General features: G+C 41.8%; 14 protein-coding genes and 1 tRNA gene. 12 read left to right on the top strand and 3 right to left on the bottom strand.

The features are described from left to right. Positions 1–149: 149 nt before the first annotated feature. Both AC59JO_RS26875 and AC59JO_RS26880 read right to left on the bottom strand, forming a co-directional pair. The gene (locus AC59JO_RS26875) at positions 150–278 is read right to left on the bottom strand and encodes a hypothetical protein (protein WP_413670190.1); all 129 of its coding nucleotides are present in this window, start codon (positions 276–278) and stop codon (positions 150–152) included. 676 nt (positions 279–954) lie between these two features. After that, positions 955–1,028: transfer RNA gene (locus AC59JO_RS26880), tRNA-Ala, on the bottom strand. A 242-nt stretch (positions 1,029–1,270) separates the two neighbouring features. Here AC59JO_RS26880 and AC59JO_RS26885 point away from each other — a divergent pair. From AC59JO_RS26885 to AC59JO_RS26920, 8 genes are all read left to right on the top strand, one after another. Next, positions 1,271–2,473 carry a PQQ-dependent sugar dehydrogenase gene (locus tag AC59JO_RS26885; protein WP_497309337.1) on the top strand — a complete coding sequence of 401 codons (1,203 nt, stop codon included), beginning with the start codon at positions 1,271–1,273 and terminating at the stop codon, positions 2,471–2,473. Positions 2,474–3,273: 800 nt separating this feature from the next. Then, positions 3,274–4,485, top strand: a complete 1,212-nt coding sequence (locus AC59JO_RS26890) for an MFS transporter (protein ID WP_497309339.1) — start codon at positions 3,274–3,276, stop codon at positions 4,483–4,485. Positions 4,486–4,685: 200 nt separating this feature from the next. Next, positions 4,686–4,862, top strand: a complete 177-nt coding sequence (locus tag AC59JO_RS26895; RefSeq protein WP_413670193.1) for a hypothetical protein — start codon at positions 4,686–4,688, stop codon at positions 4,860–4,862. Positions 4,863–4,905: 43 nt separating this feature from the next. Next, entirely contained in the window at positions 4,906–5,034 is a 129-nt protein-coding gene (locus tag AC59JO_RS26900; RefSeq protein ID WP_413670194.1) for a hypothetical protein, read from the top strand. 42 nt (positions 5,035–5,076) lie between these two features. Then, complete coding sequence (locus AC59JO_RS26905; protein ID WP_158604167.1) at positions 5,077–5,241, top strand: hypothetical protein; 165 nt, start codon at positions 5,077–5,079, stop codon at positions 5,239–5,241. Between the two features lie 239 nt (positions 5,242–5,480). Continuing rightward, positions 5,481–6,905 carry an inorganic phosphate transporter gene (locus AC59JO_RS26910; RefSeq protein WP_413670195.1) on the top strand — a complete coding sequence of 475 codons (1,425 nt, stop codon included), beginning with the start codon at positions 5,481–5,483 and terminating at the stop codon, positions 6,903–6,905. Between the two features lie 9 nt (positions 6,906–6,914). Then, a complete protein-coding gene (locus AC59JO_RS26915; RefSeq protein WP_091209655.1) occupies positions 6,915–7,736 on the top strand; it encodes a universal stress protein in 822 nt (273 codons plus the stop codon). Positions 7,737–7,755: 19 nt separating this feature from the next. Next, positions 7,756–7,923 (top strand): hypothetical protein, encoded by a 168-nt coding sequence (locus AC59JO_RS26920; RefSeq protein ID WP_497309343.1) that lies wholly within the window; start codon positions 7,756–7,758, stop codon positions 7,921–7,923. 94 nt (positions 7,924–8,017) lie between these two features. Here AC59JO_RS26920 and AC59JO_RS26925 read toward each other — a convergent pair whose 3' ends face one another. Further along, positions 8,018–8,902: a UbiA family prenyltransferase gene (locus AC59JO_RS26925; protein WP_497309345.1), complete on the bottom strand. Its 885-nt coding sequence runs from the start codon at positions 8,900–8,902 to the stop codon at positions 8,018–8,020. Between the two features lie 134 nt (positions 8,903–9,036). Here AC59JO_RS26925 and AC59JO_RS26930 point away from each other — a divergent pair, with 134 nt between their 5' ends. From AC59JO_RS26930 to AC59JO_RS26945, 4 genes are all read left to right on the top strand, one after another. After that, complete coding sequence (locus AC59JO_RS26930) at positions 9,037–9,564, top strand: YceI family protein (RefSeq protein ID WP_413670198.1); 528 nt, start codon at positions 9,037–9,039, stop codon at positions 9,562–9,564. Between the two features lie 19 nt (positions 9,565–9,583). Next, positions 9,584–10,693: a type III polyketide synthase gene (locus tag AC59JO_RS26935; RefSeq protein ID WP_497309347.1), complete on the top strand. Its 1,110-nt coding sequence runs from the start codon at positions 9,584–9,586 to the stop codon at positions 10,691–10,693. Between the two features lie 6 nt (positions 10,694–10,699). After that, the gene (locus AC59JO_RS26940) at positions 10,700–11,824 is read left to right on the top strand and encodes an NAD(P)/FAD-dependent oxidoreductase (protein WP_497309349.1); all 1,125 of its coding nucleotides are present in this window, start codon (positions 10,700–10,702) and stop codon (positions 11,822–11,824) included. 119 nt (positions 11,825–11,943) lie between these two features. Beyond that, the gene (locus tag AC59JO_RS26945; protein WP_497309351.1) at positions 11,944–12,642 is read left to right on the top strand and encodes a methyltransferase domain-containing protein; all 699 of its coding nucleotides are present in this window, start codon (positions 11,944–11,946) and stop codon (positions 12,640–12,642) included. The last annotated feature ends 6 nt before the right edge of the window (positions 12,643–12,648 follow it).

Consider the following 12,648-nt stretch of genomic DNA (forward strand, 5'->3'; position numbering starts at 1 on the left):
TATGCGGCGTGAGATACGCAGCTGATGAGAGATCAAATGGTGTAAGAAGTATGGGAAAGTAAACCCTGTTTGATTTGACCCTGACTAGCCTGTTTGGAATGAGTATTTTGAATCCAGTGTTGGCTTTCGCCGAACAGTCCTGTCTGTTTTTATTGATACTTAGCAGGAACGGAACAGGTAACGCCACGGAACGGGCCGCACATAAAGAAAAAAATGATCGCCAGCCGCAGCCTGATGAGCGATTTAAGCAAAGGCCGGTCAGTGTTTGATTTTTGCAATACCTGCGCGAACTCAATACCGAGGTCAGTAACGGTGCCTGTCAGGTGGGTAGCGGACTAAAGAACCGAAAACCATGGAAACCAATGCGTTTTGAAGGCCCATCGCAAAAAGCAGGCTGCCTGCAAACATTTTCTTAGCCAACAGACTGCCATGATAACGGTAACCAGGCAAGGCCAGCAGTAGCAAAACAATTATAAATAAACCGACAATGCTTTTTCAAAATTAATTCTTTAAGTTTGACTTATTAGAAAATGTTCTTTCCAAAAATCGCTAAAATAGAATCAGTGTTATAGGGTAACATTGAGGGTAACAAAGGCGATAATAGATTTTATAATTACTTCACAATAAGGAATATAGTAGCGCATGGGTAAGCCAAAACCGGTCCCGTCCATTCCGCTAAAGCCTTACTGAAAAGTAAGGCTTTTTTGCGTTCAAAGCTTTTTTTAGCCCCCCCCCCGGATCAAGCAGAAATTTTATGAGGAATAAAATAAATTTGCTTTGTAAAGAGAGGCAATCAACGGACCTGCCCGGAAAACTGAGGACAATTAGAAAAGGGCGCAAAAAATTGTTTTGCAGATACAAAACAAATACCCATCAACAGCCTATAACGCAAGCTTTAAAACGAGGGAATAACGCATAAAAAAAGCACTTACAAAGTGCAAGCGCTTTTTTAAGTGGAGAATATCGGAGTCGAACCGATGACCTCTTGCATGCCATGCAAGCGCTCTAGCCAGCTGAGCTAATCCCCCATTGGTGGGCTGCAAATATAGTATAAGTTGTACACATCTAAAATATAATTTATTTTTTTTAATCGCCTATATTTAACACATGCTTAATCATTTGTTTTTACAGAAAAAATTCGCTCAACAAGCCAGTAAACAACAATGCTTATTATCTCCCATGTAACAAAAGGCAGACATAAAAACTGCCGTCTATCTTATTTTGCTGCCTATATTTGATTCCATACTTGTACAGTTAACAGTTAATCATCATGCCAATAAACAATAAATCTATTTTAATGGTCGCCTTATGCATCGGCATTTTCACGGGACAGGTTAAAGCACAATCGCTGCCTCCTGTTGAAACCCAAAAGCCCAATAGCGATTACGAATCTGCTTTTAAAGGACAAACGCGTATAAGCGGCACGCAAACAAAAACCAGGTTAAACGTTACTGTGATTAATCACCAATTAAAATCACCGTGGGCATTGCGTTGCCTGCCGGATGGTCGTTTTCTGATCACTGAAAAAGGCGGTGCCATGAAGATATTAAAAGCCGATGGCAATTTGGATAAAGATATTACTGGCCTGCCTGCAGTTGCCGTTGGTGGCCAGGGCGGTTTGCTGGATGTTAATTTCGATTCGTCGTTTACTAAAAATCGCACCTTGTTCTGGACTTATTCTGAGCAGGCTGATGGCGGTTTCCAGCTTGCAGTAGCCAAGGGGAAATTATCTGCCGATGATAGCAAGCTTGAAAACGTACAGGTAATTTATCGTGCTAAGCCAGCATATAACGGACATTTACAGTTTGGGTCGCGTGTGGTGTTTGACAAACAAGACAACCTATTTGTAAGTACAGGTGAACATGGCGCCGAAGATATCCGCATGAAAGCACAGGACCTTGGGGCCGCAGTAGGCAAGGTTATTCATATTACCCGCGATGGCAAACCTGTTCCCGGCGGACCATTTGCCGGCAAAAGTGGCGTACTCCCCGAAATTTACGCTTATGGCTTACGCAACCCCGAAGGCATGACCACCAATCCCGTAACCGGTGAGTTATGGGAAGCCGAATTTGGTCCGCGGGGTGGCGATGAGATCAATATCATCCGTGCGGGTAAAAATTATGGCTGGCCGGTAGTTACCTATGGTATTGAATATAGTGGCCAGAAAGTTGGTGATGGCATCCAGCAAAAAGATGGCGTTACCCAGCCGGTTTATTATTGGGATCCGAGCATTTCGCCATGCGGCATTACTTTTTATACAGGCAACCTGATCTCCGAATGGAAAAACAATTTGTTTGTTGGCGCGCTCGGCGGCTCACACATCGCCCGCCTGGTGATCAAAAACAATAAAGTAATAGCCGAAGAGCGCTTGCTTAAAGATAAAAACGAACGCTGGCGCTCGCTTGTTACCGGAAAAGATGGTGCTTTATATGGCGTTACAGACAATGGCAACTTGTACCGCATAGGCAAATGATTTTTGTGGTCTGTTGTTTTTAACTGAAATAGCAGACCACCATCTTCTCTTCAACAATTGCCCACACACTAAAATCCATAGAATATCATCTTGTTTTGAAAAGCACGCTTAACTGCAAACAACAACTTAACCAAGTAAAATAAAGTTCCTGTTTCTTACCGGATACTTCAGACTCCGAAGGTAAACGAAAAGCTTGTAAAAAAGTAAAGCCCCTGTTGGGCAGGGGCCTTTACTAACCAATTATAAACCTAAATTATGAGAAGACTACTTTATGTGTGTGCTATCTTTAGCACGGTGTAAAAGTAACACTAAGTTTTGATATTCGAAAAATATTTTTTGTAATTTTTTTGTAAGTTTTATTAATTACTTCGCTTTCCGATATCTTATTGTCAAAAATAAGAATAAATCATTAAAAATCTACTAATTTTTTCAAAATCATTTATTAATATCAACAACGTCTGTTTTTATAAACAAAAATTTACTGTTTTTTATTTTAAAGTTTACAAAAACTTAATTTTATATAATTTTTAAGTTAAAACCAAGGCTTAAAGAGACAATAAAGTCAAAAAACAAGATCAAAATCAATTTATTTTACATTTTTCGGCTTATTTTAAATTAAAAACAGCAAAACCAAGCCAATTTCATCGACCAAAACCATTCTTTTTAATATTTAAAGAACAAAGTTTTGCTAAATCAATTTATGTCCTAAACGCAATCGCGTTATAAAAATTACTTTACGAAAGCTTTTTTTTAAAGATGCTTTAACACTTTTGCAACAAATTTATGCTGCCTTTTAAAATATGACGTCTGCACATACCCAAAAACAACATCCGCACCTTACACCATTAACCTTATGGATCATGACCATAGCTACAGGTTTGGTGGTAGCTAACATATATTATAACCAACCATTGCTGGCCGATATGGCACACACATTTGGAGTAAGCGACAAAAAAGCGCAACAAATATCGCTTTTTACGCAAATAGGCTATGCTACAGGCTTATTATTTATAGTGCCGCTTGCCGATATGCTTAAGCGTAAGCGACTTATTTTAATAGATTTTGTGCTCATGATCATATCTTTAGTTGCCAGCGCAATGGCCCCTTCAGTTACTATACTCATGATAGCGGGCTTTTTGGTGGGCGTATCATCGATAATACCCCAATTACTGATTCCCATGGCAGCGCACCTGGCCAAACCGCATGAGCGCGGCAAAAAAATTGGCTTTGTGATGAGCGGTTTATTAATAGGAATTTTGCTGTCACGCACATTAAGTGGTTTTATAGGCGAACATTTTGGCTGGCGAAGCATGTATTATATAGCTGCCGGGCTAATGTTGCTCATCTGGCTTATGATATTTTTGTTTTTGCCCGAAATTGAGCCCGATTATAAAGGCAACTACGGAAAATTGATGAAATCGCTGATCCACCTTGTAAAAACTCAGCCTAAATTGAGACTTGCGGCTTTCAGAGGGGCTTTATGCTTTGCCGGCTTCAGCGCGTTTTGGACAACGCTGGTATTCCTGTTAAAACAGCCACAATTTAATGAAGGCAGTGCAGCAGCCGGTATGTTTGGCCTGGTTGGCGCTTTTGGTGCTGTGGCTGTTGGTTTTATGGGCAGGTTGAGTGATAAAATGGATGCGTATAAATTATCTATTTATACGCTTTTGCTTATACTGATTTCCTTTATTGTATTCTATTTTTCAAGCCACAGTATAATCGGGCTTATCGTCGGGGTCATTCTGCTGGATATGGGTGTCCAGGCTACACATATATCTAACCAGTCTATCATCTTCGCGTTGATCCCCGAAGCCCGTAACCGCATCAATACAGTATACATGGTGTCTTATTTTATAGGCGGGGCTCTGGGCACATTCTTCGCCAGCGTGGTTTGGAAAACTTACGAATGGAATGGGGTATGCGCCATTGGTGCGGCCTTGTCCGTAATAGTAATTGCGGTGCATCTGCTATACTACAAAAAAGCGTCCGCTACTGCTACTGATGTTCGGTAACGCATACCTGTTTATTGTCTTCGAATAGCTGAACTAATCAAATCAGGTAAAAAAAAGCAAAAAGTTTTTATAAAAATCAGCACTGAATGTCAACCATTTACATCTAAATGTAAAATAAATCTGAGGCTGCAATGACTTTTTTTGCCCTGATTTGAAAGTTTGGCATTGATTTGGAGAAGTACTAATCAAACGCAGCTGTTATGGAAGCAAAAAACAAAGCGGTTAAGCCTGAAGAAGAGAAAGAATGGGAAAACCCGGTAGAACCGACCAAAACTTCAGACCCGCGCGATGAGGAACAAATGCTGAGGCAATATAAAGAAGCTAAACGCCGCCACGATAACCTCAGCGAGAACGAAGACGACAAAAAGAAAGACTAAAACGAAGACATTAAAATATTAACAACATTCAAAAACCTACAACATGAAAACGCAAAAACAAACATCAACTACTAAACTGATAGCAAGCTTTGATAATACGCTTAAAAACATCATCATGAGCGATCTGAAAGCCATTAAAACAAAAGCCCCATACTTAACACCGGCTGCTTAAACTAATCACATAAAACTACATCACCTACAACTCCATCTACCTATGAAAGCATACAAACCAACACCAGCAATAACTAAACTACTTGCCCGCTTTGACGCCGAATTACTGGAGCTGTTACGCGAGGATTTGAAAAACTACAGGGCTAAAACCCAGTTCATGAGCAACAACAAGCAGGTAGCAGCACAGCAAACGCTGTCTGCCGCTTGATCAACATATATATACATCTACCTATCAAGTACTAACATCACCTATGAAAACATGGAGCCCTGCAAAAACAGGGCTCTATTTTTTTATAATAACCCGGACAAATTTAATTACATGTTAAGTTTACATAATATTAAATAACAATATGTTAACATCTTAGTCACTTAAAGGAAATGCCTGAAACGGTTATTTGAAGTAAAAGCAACGGGCGGAACATATTCGCCCGTCATTAACAAAGTTTTATGCATTTTTCAATCCCCGCGGTTATTCTCCCCTTCCTTGGCCAGGTGGATCTGAGTGGTTCCCTGCTCATCGTTTTTCTTCTTTGTATACTGGCAGTAATTGGTTTTGAATTTGTAAATGGCTTTCATGATACAGCCAATGCAGTAGCTACAGTTATTTATACTAAAGCCCTGCGGCCGGTTTATGCTATTCCATGGTCGGGTTTTTTTAATTTTTTAGGTGTTTGCCTTGGCGGGGTTACCGTAGCTATGGGCATTTTAAAGTTGGTACCTTTAGATACGCTGATGACTTTGCCCGTGAGTGTTGGAGCCTGTCTGGTACTTGCTGTGCTATTGGCATCTATCGTATGGAACCTGGGCACCTGGTACCTGGGTATCCCCTGCTCAAGCTCACATACCATGATAGGCGCGATGATAGGCGGTGGACTTGCGTTTACCTTCTACTATAATGGCCCCGGCGTAAACTGGAGTAAGGCAGGTGAAATTGGCTCATCGCTGATACTTTCGCCAATAATTGGTTTCGGCGCAGCGGCATTGCTGATGCTTTTTTTAAAACATGTTACCAAATCACATGCCTTGTTTCATATCCCCAGCGGGGAAAACGACCGGCCTCCGATACACATCCGCCTTTTATTGGTTACCACTTGTACACTGGTAAGTTTTTTTCATGGCAGCAATGACGGGCAAAAAGGTGTAGGTTTATTTATGCTGATATTGATAGCATTTTTGCCCGCGCGTTTTGCGGTGAACCATGCTGTTCCTAATGGCAAAGTTTTATCGGCATTGAACCAAACAGAGCAGGTTATTAATCACGAACTTGCAAACAACACCGAAAAAAAACCTGTTTTAACTGAGCTGGCTGTAGCTATTAATCAAACCAAAGCTTCGCTGGCCGAAAAAAATGAAAAAGAAGTAGCAAAAACTTACCGTTACCGTAAACAGGTTGAAGGGATTATTAAAGATATAAGGGCTGTAATTAAAGATCCCCGTGTAAATCTTGAGACCAAAGACAAGGAAGTGCTTAGTACCGCAGCTAATGAGCTTGAGCATGTGACGGATTTTGCGCCGGTATGGGTTATTGCTATTATATCACTTTCGCTTGGTGTGGGTACCATGGTTGGTTGGAAAAGAATTGTAGTCACTATTGGAGAAAAAATAGGCAATGAGCACTTGAACTATGCACAGGGTGCTACGTCGGAAATAGTGGCAGCATCAACCATTGGTTTGAGTACCGGCTTCGGCCTTCCGGTTAGTACTACACATGTATTATCAAGCGGGATAGCCGGGGCAATGGTCGCATCCGGAGGGAAAGGAAATTTAAATAACGGCACGCTTAAAAATATCGCTTTAGCCTGGATACTTACCTTACCGGTTGCGATAATTTTAGCTTTTTTATTATTCATGCTTTTTCATTTGTTTATATAATAGGGTAAAATGAAACAAATACTGGTAGCCACCGACTTTTCAAAATGCGCTGCAAACGCCATGGCTTATGCCATGGAACTGGCAACTATATTAGGCCGCGAAGTTTGTGCCATACACGCTATACACCCAACCGAAGGGATCAATAATAGTACTTACAACGCCATTTTCATTGAAGATTACTACAATAACAAGCGCGAGGCGTTAAAAGAATGGGTAAGCACTTATACTAATGATGACAAGTATAAAAATGTTAAGGTTACCACGCTTTGCGATGTAGGCTTTTTAAAAGCAGTAATAACCCGCTATGTTGATAAGCACGAGGTTGAGTTACTGGTGATGGGTATTATGGGCGCTACCGGCATTAGCGGTATTGTTGGTAGCAATGCCAGCATGGTGGTAACCAAAATAAAGATCCCGACACTGATCATACCGCTGGAAAGCAAGTTCGAAAACGTGCCGATGATCACCCTTGCCACCGATTTTGAAACCCGGCTTTCGGCAGTTGATGTGAATGCACTCAACGAAATGATCAAGGCCTTTGGTTCGGCCAAAATGCAGGTGCTTTATGTAGCCGAAAAAACCGATGCAGAACAGGTGCAGATTTGGGAAGCCCGTTTACGCGACCTGATTAAACATACCGATCTGGAATTTAATTATATCCAGGGCAGCAGCGCATTAAACGGCATCATGAACTTTATCCAATCGCACGAAACAGATATGCTTTGCCTTGTGAAACATCATCACAATATCGTGTACCGTTTGTTTACCCGTAGTACAGTGAACCAGGTGATGAACAAATCGGTAAAAGCAATATTGATCTTACACGAGTAATCACTAAATACCAACCATTATGGACCAGGTAAATTATCCCATAGTAATCATCGTAGTTATTGCGGTTATTATATTATTGATATGGATTATCAGGCGCAACCGGAAAGATGAAAAGCAACTGGAAAAAGATATTATCCAATCCGAACTAAAACCGGAACAAAACGAAGATAAAGAAATAAAACCCTGAATTTACTCAGCAGACAATAAGTACTATCAACTCGCTGAAATATTGCGGGTATTGCAGCATCACGATTTCGTTCGTATAGGGGACTGCATTTATCTTAACTGAATACCGCCAGCACCCCAAAATAGATCAGCATACAACCCGAGCTTATAAAATTCATGCGCATGGCATTTTTAAAGTTGGCATTGGCTGTTGACTGCCCCACTTTATAAAACCAATAATTAAAAAAGAAAAATATAGGCGCTGCACATACCAAAAAGAAATAAAAGTTTAGCATCATGCCCGCCAGGTGCCAGTACCAGTAGGAAAGTGCTATCCCCGAAGCAAACAATACACTTGAAAATATAAAGGAGCCTTTGTAGCCTAAAATAATGCTGAGTGTTTTATCTCCGCGCCTGCTATCTTCTTCATGCTGATATACCTGGGTTAATGGATATGAAGCACCGATAAGGCACGAACTGATAGCGCCCGGAATAATTAGGCCCAAATCCCAATGGCCAAACAGGCTTGTGCCGGTAAGGGCTGTATAGGTGGTGTAATAAATGAAACATCCCTGGAAAATAAACACCGTTAAAAAGCTGATGATGGGATATTTTTTTAAGCGGGTAGCAGGATGGCTGTACAGCTTTGACATAATGCCATAAATAAGCACCGCAACAGCAAATTCCCAGCTAATGATAAAGCCGAGTAAAAACGCTATCACCTCCAGCAAAATAGAAAAATAGTACAGACTGATATCTACTTCCGGAGGTTTAGCTAACAGCGCAATACTGTCTTCGTCCTTATCAAAATAACTATTGTAGCCGTTACTGGCCGGGAAAGCAAGAAAATGCCAGATGAAAAACACAAGTACCGCTGTTGAAGTTTTCACACCATCGGCCTGGCTAAAGGCAAACAGGTATACCGGCAGCAAAAAAACAGAAAACACAAACCGCAAATGCGCCAATGCCGACCGGGTAGGAATAAGTTGCTTAAATTTCATTGCTTGTTTTTAATACTACATTAATTACTGCCAAAGGCACCGCCAGGTTGCCCGGTTATCGTTATAAACATACAACCTTAAGTACAAAATTCCTTCAGTATAAATTATTATGTTTGAAACAACGTTAATGTAACATGAACAAGAGAATTTTTATAACTGCACTTTTAATTTTAGCAGCCATTGCGGGCTTCGCGCAAACAGTAACCAAATCAGATGTCAGCTTTAAGATCAAAAATCTGGGCTTTAATGTAGGCGGCACCTTTGGCGGTTTGCAGGCCGATATTAAGTTTAAACCCAATGATTTGGCAGGTAGCTCTATTGAAGCATCGGTTGCTTCAAATACCGTGAACAGCGATAATGAAAGCCGCGATAACCACCTTAAAAGTGAGGATTATTTTGATGTAGCCAAATATCCGAAGATCACCATGAAGTCAGTTTCATTTAAACGTAAAAGCGGGAGCAACTATACCGGCAATTTTAACGTAACTATTAGAGATAAAACAAAGTTGATCGAAATACCTTTTACCTACGTAGAAACAGGTAACACGGCGCAGTTGAAAGGAAGCTTCATGATATTGCGGACAGATTTTGGCATAGGCGGCAAAAACCTGATCCTTTCAAATGAGGCCAACGTTTCGGTTGAGGCAGAGATCAGCAAGTAAAACGGCTTAACTATTTTTAATGGAGAGTTGCATCAGTGCTATCGGGATAGCAAATCCCGTCAATCGTATTGCCCAGCAGGATATTTACCATTTCATGGCTAACGCCTTTGGCCTGGATGCAACTAATGCAGCGAGGTTAAAGGGAATTTATGACCATTCGGGAATTGACTACCGTTATTCGGTGATCCCTGATTTCGGCTACCGTGACCCTGCCGATTTTACCTTCTTTGAGCAATCAGGTGGGCTTGAACCTTTTCCTGATACCCAAAAACGTTTAAAACTTTACGAAAAAGAGGCCATCGCCATCGCCGTAAACGCTGCAAAAAACTGCCTTCAAAATTTCGAAAGTGATATTACCGGTAACATAACCCACCTCGTAACTATAAGCTGCACGGGCATGCACGCACCGGGTATTGATATTGAGCTGGTGGACAGGCTGCAACTAAACCGCGATACCGAACGCACCTGCATTAATTTCATGGGCTGTTATGGTGCTATAAACGGACTCAAAGCTGCCGACTATATCTGCCGTGCGGATGCCAGTGCCAAAGTGCTTGTGGTAAGCGTGGAACTTTGCACTTTGCATTTCCAAAAAGTAAATACACTGGATAACTGGGTTGCCAACTCGCTGTTTTCGGATGGAGCAGCAGCTGTACTGGTCGAAAATGCTGCTAATCGTTTAGGCAGCGGCAATTACCTTTCGCTCAAAAATTTCTATTCAGAATTTGTTGCCGAAGCCCGCAATGAAATGGGCTGGTATGTGGGCAATACTGGCTTTGAAATGAAGCTTACTTCCAAAGTATCCAAACAAATCAAAAAACATATCAAAGCACTTACCGAGCGTTTTCTGCAAAAAGCGAAAACCTCGCCTGATGATATTACCGCCTACGCTGTTCACCCCGGCGGGCGTACCATTTTAGAAGCCGTGGAAGATGCCCTGGAATTACCGGAAGAAAGCAACGCCTTTGCTTACCAGGTTTTGCAGGAGTATGGCAACATGTCGTCTGCCACTATTTTGTTTGTGCTGGATAAAATGCTGAAGGCAGGCAATTTGGTTGATCAAAAGATCCTGAGCTTTGCTTTCGGTCCGGGTTTAACCGTTGAGGGGATGATACTTGAAATGCATTAATCCTATATGAGCGATGTAATTGTAGTTGGCGGAGGCCTGGCCGGATTGTTCAATGCTATATTGCTGAACCGCGCCGGGCTTAAGGTTACAGTCATCGAAAAAAAGACCTATCCCATGCACCGCGTTTGCGGCGAATATATTTCTAACGAGGTAATCCCTTTTTTATCTTCATTGGATATCGATCTTGATGAGCTCAACGTTGCCCGCATTAACCGGCTCGAGGTAACAGCAGCATCCGGAACTAAACTTTCGCAAAAGCTTGATCTGGGAGGTTTTGGCCTGAGCAGATTTACCTTTGATAATTTTCTTTATCAGAAAGCCCTTGCCGAAGGGGTAAATGTTTTAGTCGGCACCCGGGTAGAGGATATCCGTTTTACTGATAATCAGTTTGAAGTACTAACTCCCGGCGAAACATTGACCGCTCCGCTTGCTATTGGCTCATTCGGCAAACGCTCCAACCTCGATCAAAAACTTAAGCGGCCATTTTTTTATAAACGAAGCCCTTACCTGGCGGTAAAATTTCATTTGCAAATGGATTTCCCGGAGGACCTGATCCAGCTTAACAACTATAAAGACGGCTATTGCGGCGTAAGCAAAACCGATGGCGACAGGTATTGCATGTGCTATATGGCTCACCGCGATGATCTGCGCAAATATGGTTCACTGCAAGCTTTAGAAGAAAACGTGATCCGCAGAAATCCATACCTGGATGAGATTTTTCGTAGCGCCAAATTTTTACTGGATAAGCCTGAAGTGATCAACGAAATCTCCTTTGAGAAAAAAGCCCCGGTTGATAACCATATCTTCATGAGCGGCGACACTGCCGGGATGATAGCTCCTCTTTGTGGCAACGGAATGACTATGGCTATCCATTCGGCCAAAATTCTTTCAGAAAAAATTATCTCTCATTACAACCCGGGCAGCTTTAATCCTGATAAGCGCGCCGACCTCGAGCAAGACTATACCCAAAGCTGGAACAAACAGTTTGCTCAAAGGCTTTGGATTGGCCGGCAATTACAGCGTTTATTTGGCAACGATAATATGACGGCCTTTACTTTAAATACGCTAAGCCATCTGCCTTCGGTAGCCCAATACCTGATAAGTAAAACTCACGGCCAACCATTTGCGTAGCTTAAGCGTATTGTATTATAGCGTCTGTTAATAAATTTCACCCAAAGTTGATAAATGGCTTTAACAATCAATTCGCCAGCTTTCGGCTTTGTGCATTCTGCTTTTAGCTTCGATATTATATGCCCGATTTAAGTTACCGTACCGATACCCTGGAGATCATGGATGATTTTGATCTTCCATCTGCCGATATAAATCCGGTGCTTGAAGGACTGGGGAAGATGAACGCGTTGTTTGGTGGCCATAAAAGCATCATCAAACTATTAAATCAACTCCCGGTAAGCAACGGCTATACCGTAAGTGATTGGGGTTGCGGCGGAGGCGATACTTTGATTGCCATTGCCCAATGGGCTAAAAGCAGGCAAATCGATCTTAACTTAAATGGAGTGGATGCCGCTCCGGCAGCAGTTAAGTACGCTCGGCAACAAGCCACAAATTATGCCGATATAAGCTTTACGCAGGCAGACGTTATTGACCAGGCACACCTTATCAAACCAGCCGATATCATCATCTGCAGCTTATTCACCCATCATTTTGATGATGAACGATGGGTAGCGCTTATTCAAAACATGCACGCATCGGCACAAAAAGGAATTATCATTACCGACCTGCACCGCCACTGGCTTTTATACCATGCCATAGTGTTAATAACCCATGTTTTTACCCGCAATGATATGGCCCGTAACGATGGCCCCCTTTCGGTTAAGCGAGGCTTTAAAAGGCACGAATTGTTAGCTTTATTAAAAAAAGCACAAATTGATAACTTTAAATTAACATGGCGCTGGCCATTCAGATGGGAGTTAATCATCTATAAATCGTAGCTTTAC

Source organism: Mucilaginibacter sp. A5337 (genome assembly GCF_059690695.1).

What these genes read in the sequence shown, in the direction of transcription:
- AC59JO_RS26885 (WP_497309337.1), top strand. Translation starts at nt 1,271, where the DNA reads ATGCCAATAAACAATAAATCTATTTTAATGGTCGCCTTATGCATCGGC.
- AC59JO_RS26890 (WP_497309339.1), top strand. Translation starts at nt 3,274, where the DNA reads ATGACGTCTGCACATACCCAAAAACAACATCCGCACCTTACACCATTA.
- AC59JO_RS26895 (WP_413670193.1), top strand. Translation starts at nt 4,686, where the DNA reads ATGGAAGCAAAAAACAAAGCGGTTAAGCCTGAAGAAGAGAAAGAATGG.
- AC59JO_RS26900 (WP_413670194.1), top strand. Translation starts at nt 4,906, where the DNA reads ATGAAAACGCAAAAACAAACATCAACTACTAAACTGATAGCAAGCTTT.
- AC59JO_RS26905 (WP_158604167.1), top strand. Translation starts at nt 5,077, where the DNA reads ATGAAAGCATACAAACCAACACCAGCAATAACTAAACTACTTGCCCGC.
- AC59JO_RS26910 (WP_413670195.1), top strand. Translation starts at nt 5,481, where the DNA reads ATGCATTTTTCAATCCCCGCGGTTATTCTCCCCTTCCTTGGCCAGGTG.
- AC59JO_RS26915 (WP_091209655.1), top strand. Translation starts at nt 6,915, where the DNA reads ATGAAACAAATACTGGTAGCCACCGACTTTTCAAAATGCGCTGCAAAC.
- AC59JO_RS26920 (WP_497309343.1), top strand. Translation starts at nt 7,756, where the DNA reads ATGGACCAGGTAAATTATCCCATAGTAATCATCGTAGTTATTGCGGTT.
- AC59JO_RS26925 (WP_497309345.1), bottom strand. Translation starts at nt 8,902, where the DNA reads ATGAAATTTAAGCAACTTATTCCTACCCGGTCGGCATTGGCGCATTTG.
- AC59JO_RS26930 (WP_413670198.1), top strand. Translation starts at nt 9,037, where the DNA reads ATGAACAAGAGAATTTTTATAACTGCACTTTTAATTTTAGCAGCCATT.
- AC59JO_RS26935 (WP_497309347.1), top strand. Translation starts at nt 9,584, where the DNA reads ATGGAGAGTTGCATCAGTGCTATCGGGATAGCAAATCCCGTCAATCGT.
- AC59JO_RS26940 (WP_497309349.1), top strand. Translation starts at nt 10,700, where the DNA reads ATGAGCGATGTAATTGTAGTTGGCGGAGGCCTGGCCGGATTGTTCAAT.
- AC59JO_RS26945 (WP_497309351.1), top strand. Translation starts at nt 11,944, where the DNA reads ATGCCCGATTTAAGTTACCGTACCGATACCCTGGAGATCATGGATGAT.